General features: G+C 58.5%; 20 protein-coding genes. 6 read left to right on the top strand and 14 right to left on the bottom strand.

The annotated features are described in order from the left end of the window. Positions 1-56: 56 nt before the first annotated feature. Positions 57-2,771, bottom strand: a complete 2,715-nt coding sequence (locus tag V7Q49_RS10140; RefSeq protein WP_333850828.1) for a cation-transporting P-type ATPase — start codon at positions 2,769-2,771, stop codon at positions 57-59. A gap of 486 nt (positions 2,772-3,257) precedes the next feature. Between V7Q49_RS10140 and V7Q49_RS10145 the strand changes: the two genes are divergently transcribed. Continuing rightward, complete coding sequence (locus V7Q49_RS10145) at positions 3,258-3,506, top strand: DUF1158 domain-containing protein (RefSeq protein WP_333850830.1); 249 nt, start codon at positions 3,258-3,260, stop codon at positions 3,504-3,506. Between the two features lie 2 nt (positions 3,507-3,508). Here the strand turns inward: V7Q49_RS10145 and V7Q49_RS10150 are convergent, their stop codons facing one another. Together V7Q49_RS10150 and V7Q49_RS10155 are read right to left on the bottom strand one after the other, a co-directional pair. Further along, on the bottom strand, positions 3,509-3,850 hold the full coding sequence (locus V7Q49_RS10150; RefSeq protein ID WP_106992253.1) for a RamA family antibiotic efflux transcriptional regulator: 342 nt from the start codon (positions 3,848-3,850) through the stop codon (positions 3,509-3,511). A 32-nt stretch (positions 3,851-3,882) separates the two neighbouring features. Next, entirely contained in the window at positions 3,883-4,986 is a 1,104-nt protein-coding gene (locus tag V7Q49_RS10155; protein ID WP_333850834.1) for an MBL fold metallo-hydrolase, read from the bottom strand. 190 nt (positions 4,987-5,176) lie between these two features. Between V7Q49_RS10155 and V7Q49_RS10160 the strand changes: the two genes are divergently transcribed. From V7Q49_RS10160 to nfsB, 3 genes are all read left to right on the top strand, one after another. Then, entirely contained in the window at positions 5,177-5,767 is a 591-nt protein-coding gene (locus V7Q49_RS10160; RefSeq protein ID WP_333850836.1) for a TetR/AcrR family transcriptional regulator, read from the top strand. Next, positions 5,757-6,128, top strand: coding sequence for an MmcQ/YjbR family DNA-binding protein (locus tag V7Q49_RS10165; RefSeq protein ID WP_333850838.1), 372 nt, complete (start codon positions 5,757-5,759; stop codon positions 6,126-6,128). Before V7Q49_RS10160 ends, V7Q49_RS10165 begins: the two co-directional genes overlap by 11 nt. A 76-nt stretch (positions 6,129-6,204) precedes the next feature. Beyond that, on the top strand, positions 6,205-6,858 hold the full coding sequence (nfsB, locus tag V7Q49_RS10170) for an oxygen-insensitive NAD(P)H nitroreductase (RefSeq protein WP_333850840.1): 654 nt from the start codon (positions 6,205-6,207) through the stop codon (positions 6,856-6,858). Positions 6,859-6,920: 62 nt separating this feature from the next. On the opposite strand, the gene V7Q49_RS10175 is transcribed toward nfsB, so the two are convergent. Further along, the gene (locus tag V7Q49_RS10175; protein WP_333850842.1) at positions 6,921-7,955 is read right to left on the bottom strand and encodes a DUF2157 domain-containing protein; all 1,035 of its coding nucleotides are present in this window, start codon (positions 7,953-7,955) and stop codon (positions 6,921-6,923) included. Next, positions 7,952-8,821, bottom strand: a complete 870-nt coding sequence (locus V7Q49_RS10180) for a helix-turn-helix transcriptional regulator (RefSeq protein ID WP_333850844.1) — start codon at positions 8,819-8,821, stop codon at positions 7,952-7,954. The genes V7Q49_RS10175 and V7Q49_RS10180 overlap by 4 nt, the downstream gene beginning before the upstream one ends. 107 nt (positions 8,822-8,928) lie before the next feature. Here V7Q49_RS10180 and V7Q49_RS10185 point away from each other — a divergent pair, with 107 nt between their 5' ends. Further along, positions 8,929-10,365: an MFS transporter gene (locus tag V7Q49_RS10185; RefSeq protein WP_333850846.1), complete on the top strand. Its 1,437-nt coding sequence runs from the start codon at positions 8,929-8,931 to the stop codon at positions 10,363-10,365. A 67-nt stretch (positions 10,366-10,432) separates the two neighbouring features. Next, on the top strand, positions 10,433-11,677 hold the full coding sequence (locus V7Q49_RS10190; RefSeq protein ID WP_333850848.1) for a mechanosensitive ion channel family protein: 1,245 nt from the start codon (positions 10,433-10,435) through the stop codon (positions 11,675-11,677). 1 nt (position 11,678) lies between these two features. Here the strand turns inward: V7Q49_RS10190 and V7Q49_RS10195 are convergent, their stop codons facing one another. The 9 genes from V7Q49_RS10195 to V7Q49_RS10235 all read right to left on the bottom strand — a co-directional run bounded on the left by V7Q49_RS10195 (position 11,679) and on the right by V7Q49_RS10235 (position 22,801). Next, positions 11,679-12,653: a LacI family DNA-binding transcriptional regulator gene (locus V7Q49_RS10195; RefSeq protein WP_333850850.1), complete on the bottom strand. Its 975-nt coding sequence runs from the start codon at positions 12,651-12,653 to the stop codon at positions 11,679-11,681. 75 nt (positions 12,654-12,728) lie between these two features. Further along, entirely contained in the window at positions 12,729-13,871 is a 1,143-nt protein-coding gene (locus V7Q49_RS10200; RefSeq protein ID WP_333850852.1) for a Gfo/Idh/MocA family protein, read from the bottom strand. Beyond that, positions 13,864-14,889: a sugar phosphate isomerase/epimerase family protein gene (locus V7Q49_RS10205; RefSeq protein ID WP_333850854.1), complete on the bottom strand. Its 1,026-nt coding sequence runs from the start codon at positions 14,887-14,889 to the stop codon at positions 13,864-13,866. Before V7Q49_RS10205 ends, V7Q49_RS10200 begins: the two co-directional genes overlap by 8 nt. Before the next feature lie 15 nt (positions 14,890-14,904). Further along, positions 14,905-16,143, bottom strand: coding sequence for an MFS transporter (locus V7Q49_RS10210; protein WP_333850856.1), 1,239 nt, complete (start codon positions 16,141-16,143; stop codon positions 14,905-14,907). Between the two features lie 275 nt (positions 16,144-16,418). Continuing rightward, positions 16,419-17,804 carry a phenylalanine transporter gene (pheP, locus tag V7Q49_RS10215; protein WP_333850858.1) on the bottom strand — a complete coding sequence of 462 codons (1,386 nt, stop codon included), beginning with the start codon at positions 17,802-17,804 and terminating at the stop codon, positions 16,419-16,421. Positions 17,805-17,922: 118 nt separating this feature from the next. Next, positions 17,923-20,109 (bottom strand): TonB-dependent receptor, encoded by a 2,187-nt coding sequence (locus tag V7Q49_RS10220; protein ID WP_333850860.1) that lies wholly within the window; start codon positions 20,107-20,109, stop codon positions 17,923-17,925. 64 nt (positions 20,110-20,173) lie between these two features. Then, positions 20,174-21,256 carry a YncE family protein gene (locus V7Q49_RS10225; RefSeq protein ID WP_333850862.1) on the bottom strand — a complete coding sequence of 361 codons (1,083 nt, stop codon included), beginning with the start codon at positions 21,254-21,256 and terminating at the stop codon, positions 20,174-20,176. A 284-nt stretch (positions 21,257-21,540) separates the two neighbouring features. Further along, positions 21,541-22,005: a hypothetical protein gene (locus tag V7Q49_RS10230; RefSeq protein WP_333850864.1), complete on the bottom strand. Its 465-nt coding sequence runs from the start codon at positions 22,003-22,005 to the stop codon at positions 21,541-21,543. Continuing rightward, positions 21,992-22,801, bottom strand: a complete 810-nt coding sequence (locus V7Q49_RS10235; protein ID WP_333850866.1) for a winged helix-turn-helix domain-containing protein — start codon at positions 22,799-22,801, stop codon at positions 21,992-21,994. Before V7Q49_RS10235 ends, V7Q49_RS10230 begins: the two co-directional genes overlap by 14 nt. Between the last annotated feature and the right edge of the window lie 420 nt (positions 22,802-23,221).

Raw genomic sequence — 23,221 nt, forward strand, 5'->3', positions numbered from 1 at the left:
GAGGGAGGTCAGAGTTCCCTCTCCCTGTGGGAGAGGGTTAGGGTGAGGGCAAAAAGTTATGCAGCCTTACGGAACCTGCGGGTCAGGCGCTTCTCTATCTCAACGATGAAGAACATCGCGCCCGCTATCGCCAGGGTGACACCCCAGTAGCGCAGCGGCAGGGCTTCAGTGCCGAACAGCATCTGCATAAACGGCAGGTAGATAATCGCCAGCTGCAGCAGAAGCAGCACGCCCGTCACCAGCCAGATCCCTTTGTTCGCCAGCAGGCCGCGGTTGAGGGAGAAGCCTTCGGTGTTGCGGCAGTTAATCATGTAGACCCACTGGGCGCAGACCAGCATCTGCAGCAGCACGGTGCGGATAAACTCGGCGCTGTGGCCGCGCGGGGCCAGCCAGGCTTCCAGCGCGAAGGCGGCGACGGCAATCAGGGTACCGACGAAGGCCACGCGCCAGACGGCATAACCGTCCATCACGTGTTTCCCGGTCTGACGCGGCGGGCGCTGCATGATCCTGCGCTCGGCGGCTTCAAAGGCCAGGCCGAAGGAGAGCGTGGCGGAGGTGGCCATGTTCATCCACAAAATCAGCACCGGCGTCAGCGGAATGATATTCCCGGCCAGCAGGGCAATCACAATCAGCAGCCCCTGCGCCAGGTTGGTCGGCATGATGAACAGAATGGTCTTCTTCAGGTTGTCGTAGACGCGACGCCCCTCTTTCACCGCGCTGGCGATGGTGGCGAAGTTATCGTCCGTCAGCACCATATCGGCGGCCTCTTTGGTCACTTCAGTGCCCTTGATGCCCATGGCGATACCCACGTCCGCCTGGCGCAGGGCCGGGGCGTCGTTCACCCCGTCGCCGGTCATGCCGACGATCTCGCCCTGCTCCTGCAAGGCCTTCACCAGACGCAGCTTATGCTCCGGGCTGGTGCGGGCGAAGATGTCGTACTCCACCGCCGCCTTTGCCAGCTCGGCGTCATCCATGTGCTCCAGCTGGTAACCCGTAACGGCCTGGGCGCTGTTGGCGATCCCCAGCATCTGCCCGATGCTCATCGCGGTCTGCGGGTGATCCCCGGTGATCATCTTCACGCGGATCCCCGCCTGCTGGCAGGCGTGAATGGCGTCGATCGCCTCCGGACGCGGCGGATCCATCATCCCGGCGATGCCGAGGAAGATCAGGCCGTGGCTGAGATCGTCGTGGGTCAGTTCCTGCTCACCGTCAGCCGGTTTGAAGGCCGCGGCCACCATGCGCAGCCCCTGGCGGGCATAGCGCTCCATCTCCGCTTCCCAGTAGGCGCGGTTAAAGGCTTCAGCGCCGTGACGGGTCTGCTGCTGCGCACAGAGGGCGAAAATCACGTCCGGCGCGCCGGTGATCAGGATCTGCTCCTCGCTACCAATCTGGTAGTGGGTGCTCATGTATTTGTACTGCGAGTCGAACGGGATCTTGTTGATAAGCGTGGTCATCACCGGCTTGAGGTGGGCTTTCGCCGCCAGCACCTTCAGTGCGCCTTCGGTTGGGCCACCGGTTATCCCCCACAGGCCGCGCTCGTCCTGAACCATCTGGCTGTCATTACACAGGTCGATGGTGCGCAGATACTGCTCCAGGACGGTACCCGGCTGGATCTGCACCGGCTCGTCGCTGCCTTCGAGGCAGATGTTGCCTTCCGGGGCATAGCTGTCCCCCTCGACGCGATAGCAGCTCTCGGCGGTGATGATCGCTTTGACGGTCATCTCATTCATGGTCAGGGTGCCGGTTTTATCCGAGCAGACCACGGTCATCGCCCCTAACGTCTCGACGGTAGGCAGCTTGCGGATGATGGCCCGCTTACGCGCCATCGCCTGCACGCCCAGCGACAGGATAATCGAGATGATGGCTGGCAGACCTTCCGGCACCGCGGCCACCGCCAGGCTGATTAACGACAGCAGCAGTTCGCCAATCGGCATGTCGCGCAGCAGCAGGCTGAAGACAAACAGCGCCGCCATCATCGCCATGATCAGGCCGAAGATGGCTTTGCCGAGCTTGTCCATCTGCACCAGCAGCGGAGTGCGATGTTTTTCAATCCCGGCCATCATCTGGTTGATGTGGCCCAGCTCGGTCTCCTGGCCGGTGGCAATCACCACGCCCATGCCGCCGCCCGCGCTGACGGTGGTGCCGGAAAACAGCAGATTGGTGCGGTCGCCGAGGGTTAATTCTCCGGTTAAGGCCTGAATATGTTTATCGACCACCGTAGATTCACCGGTAAGGATCGCCTCTTCCACGCGTAAATTATGCGCCTCGATCACCCGCATATCCGCCGGAATACGATCCCCGGCGCGCAGGACAATAATATCGCCCGGGACTATTTCAGTAGTCGGTATTGTTTCATGGGTGCCTTCGCGAATAACAATCGCATCACTGGCGAGCATATTTCGGATACTGCTCAGGGACTTCTCGGCGTTGCTCTCCTGAATATGACCAATTAAGGCATTAATCACCGCCACACCCAGAATCACCAGGGTATCGACCCAGTGGCCCATAATTGCGGTTAATACCGCGGCGGCCAGCAGGACGTAAATTAAGACATCGTTAAAATGGGCGAGAAAACGCAGCCACGCCGGACGGGCTTTTTTTTCCGGCAGGGCATTGGGACCATGCTGTTGCAGACGCGCCTGGGCTTCGGCACGGCTCAGGCCAGCCGCGGTGCTGTGCTGCGCGGCGAGGGCCTGCTCGACGGTCTGATGGTACGCCTGGGTCGGGGCGCGGTCCGGTGTGGACGGTGGCATGTGATGCATTTTGGTCATATTTCAGCTCCTTCAATTTGCGGTGAGCAAAGCCTGAATTCCATTTCTGCTTTTATAAATCGTCGGCGTTAATTTAATGGGTTGTCACGGCAATTAATTTAACGCACTATTATTTCTGTCGACGGCATTAAACAGATAACGTTTCATTTCAATACGACGATTTTTACAAATTATTTCTAAACCTAAACTAAACGAGGGGTCAGCATGTTTGGAATTTATCGCGGGCGTCGTCTGGCGTTATATATTATCGCTGCCATTGTTATTGCAACGTTAATTGGCTACAGCACTTATACCTTTGTAAAACTATTAGCCGGAGGGTGACATTAATTTACATTAGTGCAGGTTAATTGAATTAACCGCTATCTGGCAGGGAAATAACTGTGAATTAGCGCGCGATTATTTATCACCCGCGCGCTGTATGAATGATATTGCTTTACGAAGTCCTATCCGTGACAATGTTATTTTTAACTGACGATTAACATATTTATGAAACACCCGTTAGAATCGCTGTTAACGGCAGGCGGCATCTTACTGATGGCTTTTCTCTCCGTTCTGCTGCTACCTGCCCCCTCCCTGGGACTGGTGTTGGCGCAGAAGCTGATGAGCACCTTCCATCTGATGGATCTCAATCAGCTCTACACCATTATCTTCTGCCTGTGGTTTTTACTGCTCGGCGCCGTTGAGTTCTTTGTCCTGCGCTTTATCTGGCGCCGCTGGTTTTCGCATTCAGCCTGACGCTAATGCGCCCGGCTGTGGTTATCCTTGCGATACGCGCCAGGCGGCTGGTTGAAGGTGCGGGTAAAGACGCGGGTAAAAGTCTGCTGGGAGTCAAAGCCGTAGCGCAGACAAATGTCATAGACCTTTTCGTCTGACTCCAGCAGATCCCGCGCCGCCAGCCGCAGCTTACGTTCGCGGATATAGCGCCCCAGACTCTCGCCTTTGTACTGCATAAACAGCCGCTGCAGGTGCCATTTGGAATAGCCCGCGTGACGGGCAATATCCTCAATGCGCAACGGCTGATGAAGGTTGTCGTCGATCCACTCGACAATGGTGTCGATAACCTGAGCGGAAATAGTCATGCTGCTCTCCCCCTCTGCTCTTCGATTAAATATTATTCCCACCACGCGTGAAATTGTTGCGTGGCATCATCCACTCTGACCGGCTCACCCAGCTCCGGCGTCAGCAGGCGATACGGCTTATCCTTGCTGGCCTCTGAAAGCTTGATCAGCGGGTCGTTCCAGGTGTGTTTTGCCAGCACAAAGCGACCGGAGTGGCCCGGCACTACCGCCCTGGCATTCAGATCCGCGGCGGCCTGCGCCGTTTCGGCAGGCTGCATATGGATGTACTTCCAGTCCTGGTCATACTGCCCGTTCTCCATGATCGCCAGATCGACGCTGCCAAACCGCTCCCCGATGGCGCTAAAGTGCGGGCCGTAGCCGGAGTCGCCGCTGTAGAACACCTTTTGCTGCGGGGTGACAAACATAAAGCTGCCCCACAGCGTCTGATTGCGCTTCAGCCCGCGTCCGGAGAAGTGGCGCGCCGGAAGGACATGCACGATTAAGTCGTCGCTGATGCGCACCGACCGATCCCAGTCCCGCTCCTCAATGATGGCCGGATCCATGCCCCAGTAGCGCAGGTGTGACCCGACCCCGAGCGGGGTAACTACGCGTTTCACTTTCGGCATCAGCGCCTTGATGGTGGCGTAATCGAGATGATCGTAGTGATCGTGCGAAATAATCAGCAGATCGATGTCGGGCATCTCGTCGGCGTGCCAGGGGTACTCCCCGGCAAAGGCTTTGTTGAGGAAGGAGAACGGCGCGGCGTAACTGCTGAACACCGGATCGATCAGGATACGTTTGCCCGCCAGCTGCAGATACCATGAGGAGTGGCCGAGCCAGACCAGGGTGTCCTGATCCAGCGGCAGCTGTGCCAGATCGGTTTTTACCAGCGGCAGCGGCTGGGCCGGACGCGCGTTTTCACGCTTCGTCACCAGAAACTCCCACCATGCCGCCAGCATATTCTTGTTGCCGGTAAACCCCGGCGTGGGCAGGGTGTTATGAAACTGGCCGTCGCGATACTGCGGCGAAGCGGCAAACTCACTCAGCTGCGCGCCCTGTGGCGGCTGGCCGAATCCGGCATTCAGTACGAACGGCAAACTTGCCGCGGATGCAATAATCATCACTACCACCAGGCTAATAATAAAACGCTTTTTCATATCCCGACCCGAATTCGCGCCCCATCCGATGGCCTGCGCGGGCAAAACTTGATTATGAGTGAGTAAGCACTCATTATAGAAGTGATGTGAAAGTCGTCAAGACGTTTTAAGATCTTTGACATTCCACGTTGCAGCCCCGCAAAGGGCATGATTCAATCAGGGTTTTTGCACATTAACTGGAGGAAATGCAGTGGCTCGTCCGAAAAGTGAAGATAAAAAACTGGCGTTGCTGGACGCGGCAACCGCTGCCTTTGCCCAGTCGGGCATTGCGGCCTCTACCGCGTTAATCGCCCGCAGCGCAGGGGTGGCGGAAGGCACCCTGTTTCGCTATTTCGCCACCAAAGACGATCTGCTCAACGCCCTCTACCTGCACCTGAAACAGGATCTGTGCCAGACCATGCTGGCGAATATGGATCGTGCCCTCACCCAGCCGAAAGAGCATACCCGCAATATCTGGAACAGCTACGTTGACTGGGGGATCCGCAACCCGGTGGCCCACGGCGCGATCCGCCAGCTCGGCGTGAGCGAGAAGATCAACGCCGAAACCGAACAGGCGGTGCACGAGATGTTCCCTGAGCTGCATGAGCTGTGCCGCCGTCATATCCGCCCGGTATTTATGTCAGAGGCGTTTCGTCTGTTTGGCGACGCCCTGTTCCTGTCGCTGGCGGAGACGACGATGGCCTTCGCCACCCGCGAACCGGCGCGCGCTGCCGAATTCAAGGCGCTGGGTTTTGAAGCCATGTGGCGCGCGCTGGCCGAAGAGGATAACCATGGACAGTAAAACGCTCGCCGCCTGCGCTAAACAGGTGGCGCTGGATCTGCCCTTTACCGAGCACTGCTGGCCGTTTGGCCCGGAATATGACGTGTTTAAAGTGGGCGGCAAGATTTTTATGCTGATGGGCGTGGCGCACGGGCGTCAGCACGTCAGCCTGAAGTCCGATCCGCAAAAGTCGCTGCTCAACCAGCAGATCTACCGGGGGATCGAGCCCGGCTACCATCTGAATAAAAAGCACTGGATCTCGATTTACGCGGCGGAGGATATCACTCCCGAGCTGATCGCCGATCTGGTTAACGATTCGTGGCATCTGGTGGTGGATAAGCTGCCGAAAAAAGAGCAAAAAAAATTACGCCCCGGCGGTTAAGCGCCCGGAATGCCCTTACCTTTGTCACCTTCCCTTTGTATTATTTTCCCTTTTGCACTGAACCCCAGGAGTAGTAATGGATATCATCTCTGTTGCCTTAAAACGTCACTCAACGAAGGCCTTTGATCCGAACAAAAAACTGACTGCCGACCAGGCGGAACAGATTAAAACCCTGCTGCAGTACAGCCCGTCCAGCACCAACTCGCAGCCGTGGCACTTTATCGTTGCCAGCACCGAAGAAGGCAAAGCGCGCGTGGCGAAATCCGCCGCCGGTGGCTTTGTCTTTAACGAACGCAAAATGCTGGATGCCTCTCACGTGGTGGTGTTCTGCGCCAAAACCGCGTTGGACGATGCCTGGCTTACCCGCGTGGTGGATCAGGAAGAGGCCGACGGCCGTTTCAACACCCCTGAAGCGAAAGCCGCCAACCACAAGGGCCGCACCTTCTTCGCCGATATGCACCGTGTCGATCTGAAAGATGATGACCAGTGGATGGCGAAACAGGTTTACCTGAACGTCGGTAACTTCCTGCTGGGCGTAGGCGCAATGGGCCTGGACGCGGTACCGATTGAAGGCTTCGACGCGGCGGTACTCGACGAAGAGTTTGGCCTGAAAGAGAAAGGCTTCACCAGCCTGGTGGTAGTGCCGGTAGGGCATCACAGCGTGGAAGATTTCAACGCCACGCTGCCGAAATCTCGCCTGCCGCTGAGCACAATTGTGACTGAGTGCTAATGCAAACGGGCCGCTGATAGCGGCCCGTTACTTTTTACTGATAACCAGCCTGCGATGCAGATCTACTTAGCCGTATTTCCCGCGTGCCAGATCCGCTCCGCATAGCGCCCGATCACCGCCAGCGAGGCTGCCAGAATCAGGAAGAACAGTACCTTGTTCATCCCGTCCCAGAAGTATTCGAAATAGCGGGTATAGAGGTTGATCCCAAGAAACGTCAGGCCAAAGCCGCGCAGCATGCCGTCGTCGGTTTTCAGGCTGATGTAAATACAGATCCCCGCCGCCATCGCGAACAGCAGCGCCCACGGCAGCAGCGCCGCGCGGGTAGTGCCGTACCAGCTATCGATATCGTAATTGCCAAAAATCGACAGGATCCACAGGGCGACAAACAGATAGGTCAGCCCCATCGCTTTACTGGTGGTATACAGATGGCGTTGACGCAGCATTCCGCGCAGCCACCAGCACAGCGCCAGCAGTGCGCCGCCGAAGAAGATAAAGCGTACCGGATAGCTCATCCCCAGCCAGTAGGCACCCCAGCCGGACATGTAGCCGGTCTCTGCGCCAAACCAGTTGCCGAGAGAGAGCAAAAAGAACAGCCACACCAGCCCCGAACGCCCGAAGAAACCCACCAGCCCGTAAACGGCGCAGCCTGCCAGGAACAGCGGCGCGATATGGCCGCTGCCGGTATCCAGCCGTTCACCCAGCTGCCAGAGCGCAATGGCGGTAAAGAACACCCCAAGGAATAAAATCGCCTCGGTGCTGTAGTGCCACCGGGTTTCCCGCCGCTGGCGGCTGAATCCCCACAGATAAAACAGTACGGCGGCAAGCGCAGGCAGCCCGATGCGGGCGAGGGAGGAGAAGGCGAAGAATTCGATGATGCGTGCCATCAGCTCGCTGTCAGCAAACAGACTGCCGATGGCGATGATGACGCAGGCGATGGCGGTCCAGAAGGCGTAGCGGCTGAGGCGCTGCCAGTCCATAGCGACGCGTTTTAAGCTCCCGGCCAGACGCTGATGCTCGTCGGCGGTTAATGCCCCCTCCTGTTGCCACTCGGTGAGCGCGCGGCGCAGGAGGCGTTCCTGTTTGCGGGTAACGTTCATGGTGCCTGCTCCGCCAGCCACGTCAGGGCGCGCTCGCCTTCGTCATCCACCGGGAGATAGACCAGCAGCCGCGAGCCGTTACGCGGGGCGGAGTACCAGTACATCTGCTGGAGATGAAAATCGCCCAGCTCAGGATGGGTAAACAGCTTGAGCTGGTTTTCCACGCCACGCACGTCGTTGCGCTGGTGCCACAGGGTTTCAAACTCTTCGGATACGGCAAAGAAGCGCGCCAGTTTGGCCTCCCACTGCGGGTCGCCCCGGTGCTCGGCCATCGCCGCGCGAAAGTAAGAGACAAAAATGGCCAGCACATCATCACGTCTGCCAAGCCGGGCGCGCCACGCCGGATGCGTGAGATAGAGGTAGATACAGTTGCGGTCTTCCGGCGGAATGTCGTTGAAGTCGACGCCCATCAGATGGCCGAAGCTGTCGTTCCACGCCACGATATCGAAATTCGGCTTCTGAATGCTGGCGGGTTTTGGCATCAGGGTGTCGAGCAGACGGCGGGTGCCTTCGCTGATCCCCTCACAGCAGACCGCCTGGGGCGCTTCGCCCGGCGGCAGGCCAGCCAGCACAAACAGATGGCGGGTTTCGGTCGGGGTACATTGCAGCGCTTTCGCCACCGCCGCCATCACTGCGCTCGACGGATTGACGTCCCTGCCCTGCTCGAGCCAGGTGTACCAGGTGACGCCCACGTCGGCCAGCAGGGCCACCTCTTCCCGACGCAGGCCTGGAGTACGACGGCGGCCGCTGCGCGGTAAACCGAGGCGCTGCGGATCGAGACTTTCACGCCGCGCGCGTAAAAATGCGCCCAGCTGTTTACGGGTGTCATCCTGAAGTGAGGTGACGGGTTCAGACATCAGCGCCATATTGCCCCCTGCATGGTAGTGCCAGTACCAGTATAAGCAAGAACTGGTACCCGTTTATCAGATGGTTGATGCTACGACGCTACGCTGTTTGACGCAATGGAGTCACCATGAATACGTCAGTTGTTTCACCGGGCCGGGCAGGCCTGATATTGCTGTTAACCGGCCAGATGCTGCCGCTGATTGATACCTCGATCACCAACGTGGCGCTGGACTCCATCACCCACTCGCTGCACGCTACCGCCACCGAGCTGGAGCTGATTGTCGCCCTCTACGGCGTGGCCTTTGCCGTCTGCCTGGCGCTCGGCAGCAAGCTGGGGGATAACTTCGGCCGTCGTCGTCTGTTTATGTGGGGCGTGGCGAGCTTTGGCCTGGCCTCGCTGCTGTGCGGCATGGCGGGCACTATCGAGCAGCTGCTGGCCGCGCGCATCGTTCAGGGTGCCGGGGCGGCGCTGATCGTGCCGCAAATTCTCGCCACCCTGCACGTGACGCTGAAAGGCACGGCGCATGCCAAAGCCATCAGCCTGTTTGGCGGCATCGGCGGGATTGCCTTTATCGTCGGGCAGATGGGCGGCGGCTGGCTGGTCTCGGCGGACATCGCCGGGCTGGGCTGGCGTAATGCGTTCTTTATCAACGTGCCGATCTGCCTGCTGGTGCTGGCCCTGAGCCGCCGCTACGTGCCGGAAACCCGCCGCGACACGCCGTCGCGCATCGACTGGCCGGGCACCGCCCTGTTGGCGGCGATCCTCTGCTGCCTGCTGTTCCCGATGGCGCTGGGGCCGCAGTGGCACTGGTCCTGGCCGCTGAAGGCCGCGCTGATCGCCATTATCCCGCTGGCATATTTCATGGCGCTGAATGCGCGTAAAAAAGAGCGCGAGGGGGCTCACCCGCTGATCCCGCCGCGTCTGATGCAGCTCGGCAGTATCCGTTTTGGCGTGCTGATTGCGATGCTCTTTTTCAGCGTCTGGTCCGGGTTTATGTTCTGTATGGCCCTGACCATGCAGACCGGTCTGGGGATGGCACCGTGGCAGTCCGGCAACAGCTTTATCGCACTCGGGGTGACCTATTTCGTCTCGGCGTGGTTTGCCCCACGGCTGATTGCCCGCTACAGCACCAGCGCAATTTTGCTGACCGGTCTGGCGATTCAGATTGCCGGCCTGCTGGCGCTGATCGCCACCTTCCGCCTCTGGGGAGTGGAAAACACCGCCCTGACCCTCGCCCCGGCCACCGGGCTGATCGGCTACGGCCAGGCGCTGATTGTGAACAGCTTCTACCGCATCGGGATGCGCGATATTCAGCCCGACGACGCCGGGGCCGCCAGCGCGATTCTCAGCACCCTGCAACAGGCAGCGCTCGGCCTTGGCCCGGCGATCTTCGGCGCGATTTTGCTCCACGCCCTGCACAACCATCACGGAGATTACGCAGAGGCGATTAACGTCTTCCTGGTGGTGGAAACCGTCATGATGATCGTCCTGGCGCTCGCGACGCTGCGGCTGCGCCATCGCCTGAGCCTGCCGGTGGTGAAGACCTGCCATGCGGTAAAATAAGCCAGGCGAATTTGCATAATAGATCCTCAGCCGCCATTATGGCGGCTGCTTTAATACAGGAGACATTATGCAGGAGTTCATTTCTCTGATCGAAGAGACAGGCATTGAAATAAATCACACCACCTCCCTCGCGATCATTTTTGGCATTATTTTTCTTACTGCCCTGATTATTCATTTTATTCTGCACAAAGTGGTGCTGCGGGCATTCGAGAAACGCGCCCGGGCCAGCAGCCATTTATGGCTGCAAATTATTACCCAGAATAAGTTATTTCACCGTCTGGCCTTTACCCTGCAGGGGATAATCGTCAACGTTCAGGCGGTATTGTGGCTGCAAAAAGGCAGCGACGCGGCGGAAATACTTACCACCAGCGCGAAGCTGTGGGTGATGGTTTACGCCCTGCTGGCGTTCTTCTCCCTGCTGGACGTGATATTCAATCTGTCGCAGAAAATGGCGACCGCCTCGCAGCTGCCGCTGAAGGGCATCTTCCAGGGCATCAAGCTGGTGAGCGCCATTCTGGTGGGCATCCTGATTATCTCCCTGCTGATCGGCCAGTCCCCCGCCATTCTGATTAGCGGCCTCGGGGCGATGGCCGCGGTGCTGATGCTGGTGTTTAAAGACCCGATCCTCGGGCTGGTGGCGGGCATTCAGCTTTCGGCCAACGATATGCTCAAGCTCGGCGACTGGCTGGAGATGCCGAAATACGGTGCCAACGGCACGGTGACCGATATTGGCCTGACCACCGTCAAGGTGCGTAATTTCGATAACACCATCACCACCATTCCCACCTGGGCGCTGGTCTCGGATGCCTTTATCAACTGGAGCGGCATGTCGGCCTCCGGCGGACGGCGGATTAAGCGCAGCCTGAATATTGATACCACCAGCATCCATTTTCTCGACGAGCAGGAACAGCAGCAGCTGATTCAGGCAAAGCTGCTCAAGCCCTATATGTCCACGCGCCACGAGGAAATTACGCTGTGGAATCAGGAAAATGGCGAAGGGGAATCGGTCCTGAACCTGCGTAAGATGACCAATATTGGCACCTTCCGCGCCTATCTGAATGAATATCTGCGTAACCATCCGCGTATTCGTCAGGATATGACTCTGATGGTGCGGCAATTAGCGCCGGACGCCAACGGTCTGCCGATTGAAATATATGCGTTTACCAACACCGTGATCTGGGCGGAATATGAGGCGATTCAGGCCGATATTTTCGACCATATTTTCGCGGTGATTGATGAATTTGGTCTGCGCATTCACCAGACGCCAACCGGGAACGATATTCGCGCTCTGGCGGGCGTCCTGGCGAAATAACTCAGGTGCTGGCGCGGGAAATAAAGCGCCAGTTCATCATCACCCGCTCGGTGGCGGCGTCGGGGTTGTCGATTCTGTTCAGCAGCAGATCGACCGCCTTACGCCCGATATCCCGCGACGGCTGTTCGATGGTGGTCAGCGCGATCATGTCCGCCAGCTCGGTGCCGTCGAAGCCCACCACGGCGATATCCTGCGGCACGCGCAGCCCCGCTTTTTCGATAGCGCGTAATGCCCCTGCGGCCAGCGTATCGGAGACGGCAAATACCGCATCCGGGCGCGGTTCCGTCGCCAGCAGCTTGCTCATCGCCGCCATTCCGGCCGCCGCACTCAGATCGCTGGCATACTCCACCGCCTGATACGCTAAATCGCGCAGATGCAGCACGCTTTTATACCCGCGCTCGCGCAGACGGGCATATTTGTAGCTCAGATCGTGGTTGATCAGCGCAATCCGCTGACGCCCGCCGTCCGCGAGACGGCTGACCACGTGCTGGGAGGCGTCGACATCGTTGATCCCGACGCAGGAGACCGCTCCCGCGTCGGCGTATTCGGCGCACTGCACCCAGGGCGCATCGCCAATCAGCGCCGCCAACTCGGTGAGGCGGGTAAAGGCATCCATGGTGATAATGCCGTCGACCATTTTGCCGGTCAGCAGGCTCAGCCCCGAGCGGGAGCGTTCAATATCGGAGCCGGAGTTGCACAGCAGAATGCGGTAGCCATTTTTCTCCGCCTGCTCCTCAATGCCCTTCACCACCGCGGCGCAGAACGGGTTGGCAATGTTGGAGACCATCACCAGGATCATATAGCTGCGCGAGGTGCGCAGCTGACGAGCCAGAAGATTGGGCTGGTAGTTAGCCTCTTTAATCGCCTGCAAGACGCGATCGCGGTTTTTGGCTTTAACGGTATCGCTGTTATTCAGCACGCGCGATACCGTCGCCACCGAGACGCCCGCCAGTTGGGCGATTTTCTGAATTGACATAGCGACGAGAGATCCTGCAGTTAGCGTTAGCAGCAGGCTACCATAAATTCGTTGCCCGGCGTACCGGGCAAGCGGTTACTGCGCGACGCTAACCCAGCGCTGCTGCTGATGGCTTTTCACTATGGCGTCAATGATATACATCACGTTTGCCCCGTCGTGGAAGGTGGCAAACAGCGGCTTGTCCGGCATCCTGCCCGCCTGCACCGCGCGATAGAACTGCGCCATCATGTTTTTAAAGGCGTCCGGCCAGCCCTCGATGTGGCCGCCGGGGAAATGGGCGCTGTCGGCCACGTCGCGGTTCATCAGGCCCGGATCGTCCGTCAGCCACCGATTGGCCTGGGCGCGATGGCCGACCCACAGCTGCTGGGGCACCTCCTGATCCCAGGCCACCGAGGCCTCGCTGCCGTTGACCTCAAGGCTGAGGCGGTTTTTTCGTCCGGCGCTCACCTGCGAGACGGTAAAACTGCCTTTGCTGCCGTCGTCGAAGCGGAACAGCACCGAGCCGAAATCCTCGGTGGTGACGGGCCGGTCTTCATAGACCGCATCGCCCGCCTGACTGAAGGTCTGGTTCCCGGCCACGTTCGCCTTGCGGGTCGGCCAGACGATCGACAGGTCGGCCATCACCTCGGTGATGCGTCGTCCGGTCAGAAACTGAATGGTGTCGCACCAGTGGGAACCGATATCGGCCACGGCCCGCGATGCCCCGCCGAGCGCCGCATCGACCCGCCAGTTGTAGTCGGTTTCCAGCAGCATCCAGTCCTGCAGGTAGCTGCCGTGGGCGGCAAACAGCCGTCCGAGCGAACCGGCTGCCACCATGCTCGCCGCCTGGCGCACCATGGCAAACTGGCGATAGACAAAGCTCACGCCGTGGATCACGCCGGCCTGCTCCGCCAGTGCGACCAGCTCCCGCGCCTCGGCCGGGGTCATGCACAGCGGCTTTTCGGAGAAGACATGCTTCCCGGCGCGCAGGATCTGGCGGTTGATCTCTGCATGCAGATGGTTTGGCGTGCAGTTGTGCACCACGTGCAGATCCGGGTGCGCCAGCAGTGCGTCCACGCTGCCGTAGGCGTGGGGAATGTTCAGCGCCCGGGCTTTCTCCTGCGCCTGTTCCAGCGAGCCGTCGCACAGGGCGACGACCTGCACGAAGCCGAGACGGCGCAGGGCTTCGATGTGCGCCGGGCCGATAAAACCGCTGCCGATAATGCCGACGTTAATCATGAAGTTCTCCTGCGGCGAAATCGTCAAACGCCCGATCGGACACCGGAATAATGTGGCGGGAGATAAACTCGCGCCCTTCCCGCGCGCCAGTATCGCCGTCCTTCAGGCAGCACTCCCACTCCAGCACCGCCCAGCCGTCATAGTCGTACTGGGTCAGCATGCTGAAGATGCCCTTGAAGTCGATCTGCCCGTCGCCCGGCGAGCGGAAGCGCCCGGCGCGGTTGATCCAGCTCTGATACCCGCCATACACCCCGCTGCGCCCGTTGGGGCGGTACTCGGCATCCTTGACGTGGAACGCCTTGATGCGGGTGTGGTAGTGGTCGATAAAGGCCAGGTAATCCATCTGCTGCAACAGCAGGTGGCTCGGATCGTAGAGAATATTGCAGCGAGGATGGTTGTCCACCAGGGCCAGAAAACGCTCGAAGGTGACGCCGTCGTGCAGGTCTTCACCGGGATGGATCTCATAGCACAGGTTGACCCCCTGCTCGTCGAAGGCATCCAGAATCGGCCGCCAGCGGCGGGCCAGCTCGCTGAATGCCTCCTGGAAACGCGCCTCGTTATGCGGCGGCCAAGGGTACATAAACGGCCAGGCCAGCGATCCCGAGAAAGTGGCGTGGGCGGTCAGTCCAAGCCGGGACGAGGCGATCGCCGCCTTTTTGACGATATCAGTGGCCCACGCCTGGCGGGCCGCCGCGTTGCCACGCACCGCCTGCGGGGCAAAGTTATCAAACGCTTCGTCGTAAGCCGGGTTAACGGCGATCAGCTGTCCTTCCAGATGAGTGGATAGCTCGCTGATGACCAGCCCGTGATTGGCCAGCTTACCGCTGATTTCGTCGCAGTAGGTCTGGCTCTCAGCCGCCAGCGCCACGTCAAAAATCGTCTTATGATTGCAGGGAATTTGCAGCGCTTTATAGCCCTTGTCCGCTGCCCAGCCTGCCAGCCCGTCGAGGGTGTTAAACGGCGGTTGCCCTCCGATAAACTGCGACAGAAAAATTCCCGGGCCTTTAATTGTCCTCATACCACCTCCTGAACATTACGCCTTGTCATCGTCATATTTGAACGTGACAAGGAAAATCAGCGCGATGACCGCAGCCGCCACCGCCGGGATCCACCAGAAGGTGACCCAGGCCTGTGGCACGGGCTGCCCCGCCACCAGGCGGTTGTACAGCGCGCCGGAAATCTGTGAGCCCAGCAGCATGCCGATACCGTAAGTGAACATCACGATCATGCTCTGCGCCTGGCCTTTCACCTTTTCGCCCGCCACGCGGTCGGTGTAGATAAAGCCCACCACAAAGAAGAAGTCATAGCAGACGCCGTGCAACAGGATGCCGAGGTACAGCAGGAAGCGCCCCTCCTCGCTTACGCCGAGGGCAAACATGGCGTAACGGACGAACCATGCCAGCATGCCGATCAGCAGCATGATTTTCACGCCCAGACGGCGGAACAGCAGCGGGATCACCAGCATAAAGAAGATTTCGGACATCTGGCCGAAGGACATGGCGGTACTGACATCGGCAATACCGGCATCTGCCAGGTACGACGCGGTGTAGGCGTAGTAGGTGCCCAGCGGAACGGAGATCAGCATCGCGCACAGGCAGAAGATAAAGAAGTGACGGGTTTTCAGCAGCGCGAAGGCGTCGGCGCAGAAGAGATCGCGCATCTTCACCGGCATCCCTTTCGCCGGAGCCGGCGTGTGCGGCAGGGTAAGGCTATAGAGCGCCAGCAGGACGGAGCTGGCCGCCGCGACCTGGAAGATGGTGACGCTGGAGGCCACGCCGGTGACGCCGATAAAGATCCCGGCCACAATCCAGCCGATGGTGCCAAACACGCGAACCACCGGGAAGGTCTTGTCGATATTCGCCAGACTGTGGAAGGCGATGTTGTTGGTCAGCGCCAGGGTCGGCATGTAGCAGAGCGTGTAGCCAAACAGCAGGCCGATCAGCAACGCGCCGTTTTCCGCGATTAACGCGCCCGGCACGAACCACAGGATCGCCGCCCCGGCCAGGTGCATCACCGCCATCACCTTTTGCGAGGCGAAGAAGCGGTCCACCAGCATGCCGAGGACGAACGGCGACAGAATCGAGGCAATCGGCCCGGCAGAGAAGGCATCCCCGATCAGCAATGACATGTTGTGCTGGGTCATCACCAGACCGAGGGTTACCGACCAGCTACCCCAGATGAAAAATTGCAGGAACATCATCAATGACAGGCGCGGCACCAGCATTCGGTGCTGCCCTATCACCTTTCCACTACTTTCAGTTGTTGACACCATGATCAGCCCCACCCTTAAAAAGTAATCGATTACAAACCGTTTCAAATGAAAAGTAATCGATTACAAAAAAAAGATCATCTGGATCAATGAAGAAGTGGGAGGGGGGTCACGATAAAGGTGAGAAGGGGTTTTGCTATGTGCTCGTATTTCTGCCGGGTGGCGGCTGCGCCTTCCCCGGCCTACGAGTTTTGTAGGCCCGTGCAAGCGCAGCGCCGCCGGGCGAAAAGGTGTTTGCGGCCTGATGTCCCCTCCAATAGGGAGGGGAAGAAAAGCGTTTATTTTCTGGAGAGTTTAAACGCCACAAACAGGAACACCACCCACACCGGGAGCAGAATAGCCGAGGTGCGCATGCCGTCCATGGTGCACATCAGCACCAGGATCATCGCCAGGAAGGCAATACAGATGTAGTTCCCCGCCGGATAGAGCAGCGCCTTGAACTGGGTCTCGCGCCCTTTGCGGCGCATTGCCGCGCGAAAACGCAGGTGCGCCAGGCAGATCATGATCCAGTTCAGCAGCAGGGTCGCGACCACTAGCGCCATCAGCAGGCCAAAAGCCTCGTGCGGCAGCAGGTAGTTGACCAGCACCACCAGTGAGGTGATGGCCCCGGAGAGCAGCAGCGAGTTGACCGGCACGCCGCGACGGCTGACGCGGGTCAGGAACTTCGGCGCGTTGCCCTGCACGGAGAGGCCAAACAGCATCCGGCTGTTGGAGTAGACGCCGCTGTTATAGACCGACAGCGAGGCCACCAGAATCACAAAGTTGAGTGCTGATGCCACCACGTTGCTGTTCAAGTCGTGGAAAATCATCACAAACGGACTGCTGTCGGACTTCACTTCCACCCACGGGTAGAGCGCCAGCAGTACCACCAGCGAACCGATATAGAACAGCAGAATACGGTACACCACCTGGTTGACCGCTTTCGGGATGCTTTTATGCGGATCCTGCGCTTCGGCGGCGGTAATGCCGATCAACTCCAGCCCGCCAAAGGAGAACATGATCACCGCCAGCGACAGCACCAGCCCTTTCCAGCCGGTCGCAAGGAACCCGCCGTGCTGCCAGAGGTTGTCGATGGTTGCCCGCTCGCCGCCGTGCCCGGAGAACAGCAGCCACAGGCCAAAGCCGATCATGCCGATGATCGCCAGCACCTTGATTAAGGCGAACCAGAATTCCGTCTCACCGTACAGGCGCACGTTCACCAGGTTAACGGCGTTAATGATGATGAAGAACACCGCCGCCCAGATCCAGGTCGGCACGTCCGGCAGCCAGTACTGCATATAGATGCCCGCGGCGGTCAGCTCCGCCATGCCCACCAGCACGAACATCACCCAGTAGTTCCAGCCGGAGAGGAAGCCGGCGAACGGGCCCCAGTACTTATAGGCAAAATGGGCGAAGGAGCCAGATACCGGCTCTTCCACCACCATCTCGCCGAGCTGGCGCATGATCAGAAAAGCGATAATGCCCGCGATGGCATATCCCAGCAGCACGGCAGGGCCAGCCATCTGAATGGCGGGACCGATGCCGAGGAACAGCCCGGTGCCGATAGCACCACCGAGGGCGATAAGTTGAATATGTCGGTTCTGTAAACCACGATGCAGCGTCGGTGTCTGTTCCGACGAGGCTTCAGCAACACCTTTGCCTGAAGCGGATGACGCGTTTTTCACGTCTTACCCCTGTCTCTTTTTATGGAAGGGGCACCTTTTAACACTTCAGCCAGGTGGTAGCAAGTAAAGGCGCGGAGAGATGGATGGGGCATCCCTGCCCCGATAACGAGGGTCGAACTCAGAACTCGTAGCCGACGGAGACCTTAAAGGTGCGCGGCTCACCCTGGAACAGGTAGGTGCCGCCGTCGTCCACGCTTGACCAGTAGTTCTCGTCGGTGACGTTTTCAATCCCGGCGCGAACGGTCATCTGGTTCTGGTCATTGTTGACCGCGAAGCGGTAACGCATGCCCAGATCCAGGGTGGTGTAGCTGTCCAGCTTTTTGCTGTTGGCCAGATCCGCATACTGCGAACCGGAGTGGTTCACGCGGGCGGTAGCGGTCAGGCCATCGACAGGCTTGATGTCATACTCCGCGCCCAGCACGCCGTAGAACGACGGAACGCCAATGGCGTCGTTGCCCTGGTTCACCCCGTTGTTGGTTTTGGTCAGCTCCGCCTGCAGCCAGGTGGCGCTGGCGTTCAGACGCAGGCCCAGCATCGGCTCGCCAAAGACGTTCAGCTCAACGCCGCGGTTACGCTGTTCGGCATCCAGGCCGTAGTGTTTGGTCTGGCTGTCGAGAATGGCGGACGGCATTTTGATCTCAAACAGCGCCAGCGATCCGCCAACGCGCCCGAAATCGGCCTTCACGCCCACTTCATTCTGCTTAGAGTGAACGATCCCGGTGCTCTGACCGTAGTTGGTGGCGGTATTTGGCGCGGTTTTACCCGGCTGCAGCGCCTCGGTGTGGTTGGCATACAAGGAGACCGTCTCCCACGGCTTGTAGACCACGCCGTAGGTCGGCATCCAGCGGTCGCCGTCGAAGCTGTCGCCCGCGTTTTCCATGCCGGTCACTTTGTTATAGCCGCGGATCACCACCTTCTGATGACGAGCCCCGGCGGTGAACAGCAGCGTGTCGTCCAGTACGCCGAGGGTGTCGCTCAGCAGCCAGCCCTGGGTGCGGGTGCGGCCGCTGGTCAGCGGATCGCTGTAGTTGCCACCTGCCCCATTGGAATTGGTGCTCGGCGGCGCGTCCACGCCGGTATTGTGGTAGATGTTGGTGACCGGGTTATCCTTCGCCGCCGACATCTTCCAGGCAATTTTCTCGTTTTTGGTCATCGCCGAGTAGCCAACGTTGACCTTGTGGGTCACAAAGCCGGTGGCAAAGTTGCCGCGAATGCCCGCCATCCCGCTGACGCTGTCGCTGATGCGGTTGGTATCCAGGCGGGACGCGGTGGCTTTCCCGCTCTTGTCGACCAGCTTCGCGCCGCTGTACAGCCCCTCTTCATGGGCGTGCTGGGCACCGAGACCGGTATAGGCGGTCCAGCTGTCGATGATGTCGTACTCGCTGCGCCACATACCGAATTCGTTTTCGATATTGCTGTAGGCCCATTTCTGGGAGTAGTTGCGATCGTTCTTCGGCGGTTCGGGCACAAAATCAACGCCGGCGATGTTGACCCCGGTTTCCGAGCCGTGGAAGGTTTTCTTCTGATAGCCCATGTCCACGGAGCTGCGGAACTTATCCCCCGCATAGTCCAGACCGGTGGAGAGCAGCGTGGTGCGGCGGCGATCGTTGGCGACCGGCGCTTCGCCTTCACGGTGCACCAGGTTAACGCGAGCGCCAAACTGGTCGCTGTCGCCGAAGCGGCGTCCTGCATCAAGGGTGGTGCCAATCTGCGAATCCGAGGTGTAGTCGACGCCCACTTTCGCCTGCGGCGTTGCGCCCGCATGTTTCGGCTCGAGGTTGATCATCCCGCCGACGCCGGAGCTGGCAGCGCCGTTCATCAGGGAGTTAGCGCCTTTGAAGATCTCAATGCGATCCACCATCTGCGCATCCACCACCTGACGCGGCAGCACGCCGGAGAGGCCGCCGAAGGTCATGTCGTCGCCGTCGAACTTCAGGCCGCGAATGCGATAGCTCTCCGCGCTGTTGCCGTAGCCCTGCACGGACTGGACGCCCGCATCGTTAGCTACCACGTCGGCAATGGTGTGTGCCTGCTGATCTTCCACCAGTTTCGAGGTGTAGCTGATGATGTTAAAGGGCACGTCCATCGCATTTTGCTGACCGAGCATCCCCATGCGTCCGCCGTTCGCCACCTGCCCGTCGAGGAAGGCAGGCACCAGCTGGTCGCCGCCGGGTTTAAAGTCGCTGGCAGCGGACTGGACCACGATGGTCTCTTCTTTCTTAACATTCGCCGCCACGGCGGAGTGGGCGATGGCACCAATAGCGAGGGCCAGTAGCGTTTTGTTCATTGTTCTGGTGTGGTTCATAATTAACTCGTTCAAAATTCGCGCAAAATGGCCCGTTACCGGGCCTTAATTGTTATGAGAAAGATTATTTCAGGGCGACACGCACCACGCTGTCCGGCCCGTTGGTGGAGTGGTCTTTGTTGAACGCCTGCTTCACGGTGACGTACAGCGTCTGACCGTCCGCCGACAGCAGCAGGCTGTTCGGGTTCGGCGGCAGATCCCAGCTCTGCTTCACGGCATAGGTGTTGGCATCCAGGCTCAGTAGCTTGCCGCTCTCGCGCTGGGTGATGTACAGCTCGTTGCGTTTAGGGTTGAACTTCACCGCCAGCGAGTCGCCCACGTCGAGCTGCTTGATGACCTCACCGGTATGGATATCCAGCACCAGCGTGGTTTTGGCTTTCGAGTTGTCGGTAACAAACAGACGGCCGGTGGCGGGATCTTCCGCCAGATTGAGCAGCAGGGCCGGTTTGTCACCGAGCGGCTTCCAGCGTTTTTCAATGCGGTTGCTGCGTGGATTAATAATCAGAATTTCCCCGCCGCCGTTGGCGACATAAATGCGCTGGGTCTGTTCAGACCACATCAGGCCGGTGACCCACTGCCCTGCGTTCTGGATCGTTTTCTTCAGCTTCAGCGTGTTGGCATCCACCACCCAGATCACCGCCGGATCGGCCACGCCGCCGATGTACAGCACGTCGTTATGCAGCAGCACCTGACGCGCGCCGTACGGGTAGCCCTCTTTGTTGCGCTCGGTAAACAGCAGACGCTGTTTCACCTTGCCGTCGGCGGTGCTGATGGCGCTGATCCCGCCGTCCAGCGAGTTGGTGGCATAGAGGGTCTGGCCGTCCTCAGAGAGGGCGAGGGCGAAGTTTTTCAGATCGGTATGGCTGCGGCCAAGGGTTTTCAGGGTCGTCGGATCGAGCTTGTACACCACCCCACCCTGCACATCCTTGAAGCCTTCGGCGCTGGCAACATACAGCGCGTCGCCTTTCCGGTTGAGGACCATTTCGTACAGGCCGTCAGCGAGCTCGCGTTTTACGACGTTGGTTTGCGCCGGGGCAGCAGGTTTCGGGGCATCAGCGGCGGGCGCGGTGGTCGCGGCGTGCTGAGCGGCGCAGCCGCTGAGTGAGACAGCCATCAACAGCGCCAGGGCAGACAATTTCTTTGACATCAGGAACATCCTTTACCGTGCAAATCGAATTTGAGGTGGACGTCTGCGTCGCTTATGTTTTGCGATTAGGATTGTGATTGCGGGCCATCAGGCCAGGGCAGCGTCCACCGTTAACACTCAGTGTTCCGTGTGAGATCTGCACTCACTGTTGATGCGGGAAAGTCCCTACGCGCCCACAAACACTAAAGAGAATGAGAACTATACTCATTATCTTTATGTAATCAAGTGTAAATAGGGGCAACAAAGTAAAAAGGCGGGTAAAAACACCCCGCGCTGGCGCGGGATTATCCTTTCGTACAGTACATGACCGGCGAATTGCTGTAGGTGAAATAATAGCTGTCAGCATTGGCGGGAAGGATATTCAATCTTATTCCCCGCTCCCGGTGCTGAAAGAAGTCCGGGACATAGGCGAGATAGTTTAAATGCTTCTTCGGCAGGACGTTAGTTTCGTTCGAGACCAGAATCACTTCGTTGTTTTCACGCCAGTAGGTGAATCCCACCTTATTACCGATCGCCACCGGCGGTTTATTCTCTTCGATATAGTCCCCGGAGGCATCATAACTCCCAACGCCATCCTTAAATGAAAAAGTCATTATCATGTCGATTACCGCACGCGGTTCAACGATGGTGGTATGGGTCTCGCAGCTAAAATTATTGCGCTGATAATGCAGATACCAGGCAACCAGCAGCGGGGAGATCGCCAGCAGAAAAATAATACCCCAGCGCAATGCTGAATTATTCATTGTCATAATAGGGCTGCCTGTAAAAAATAGACTCACAGCGCGCCTCGCGATTTTCCGGCGCACGGTCACAAATAATCACCGATATTCCCAACTGGGCACGATTCATCGTCATATAGGCCACCTTCCCCGTTTTACAGGCCAGCGGAAAACGCTGTGACAACGCGGCCCACATCCTTTGGCTTTTCTCTGTTTCATTCCATGAGGAATAGACCTGACAGCCATTAATTGTGCCTATGGGGTGATAGCCGACAAATACCGGTTCCGCGGGCTTAATCTCAGGATAGAGCACGCCACAGGAGAATAAAAAAAGGGCACCTGCCAGCCAGTACGCTATGGATGGCCGCCAGAAACGGGGTGTGCGCGGCGTTACAGCGGGTGGGATTTCGGGTTTGGCCATTTCGGAGGATGCATCGGCCAAAACAGGCGATGGAGCTGTTTTATTCTGCTCAACAAACTCCGCAAGGGTTCCTACCCGCAGCTGGGCGACGGATTTAAACCCCGCTTTCGGGACGGTGATAATGACGTTCTCTTCCAGCCCGGCGGATTTCAACGCTTTTCTGATCGAGGCGATGGTCTGGTAAAGCGCGTTAGTGGTCACCACAGCGCCCTGTTTCTCCCATACCGCGGCAAACAGGTAGCGCTGCGTCAGCAGTTGCTCATTTTGCTCGAGAAGTTGAAGCAGGCACTCACTCACCGGCCCATGGAGAATGACCGCGCGTGATGGGTAGTCAGCAAGCGAGCACAGGCGGCGGGCATCCGGCTCGAAAAGCACGGTTTCGTTAATCAGAAAAACAGGTTTCATTTCATGCCTACTGGCTCATTTTAAAAAGACAACGCTGATCAAATTTCTGATTCAGATTTTTTAGATTATTTATCAACAGGCTAGTTGTCAAAAAATCCTCCGCCGTAACGGTCAACGCGGCGGTAGCCCCTCCCCTGATTCAGTATAAATCATTTAACTTCACTCCTCTTTTTTCATCGTTCATCGCATTCTGAGTGCACAGAAAAACGGTGTGCGGCTCAGAACAGGTCATGCCCTGATGAATCAGTGCAAAATGCTGAGTTGGCGCCTCAATACGCCATATCCTCTTGATGCATTGCCTCATCACGCAAAAGCAGGATATAAGCAAAATCACGGCAAAACCGGCAGCGTTTAAAACTAAAAATAGCGTTTACGGCAACGAAAGAACTACACCCGAGGGATTCTCAACCGCTTTCATAT

It is taken from the genome of Leclercia sp. (assembly GCF_036780805.1).
GTDB lineage: Bacteria > Pseudomonadota > Gammaproteobacteria > Enterobacterales > Enterobacteriaceae > Enterobacter.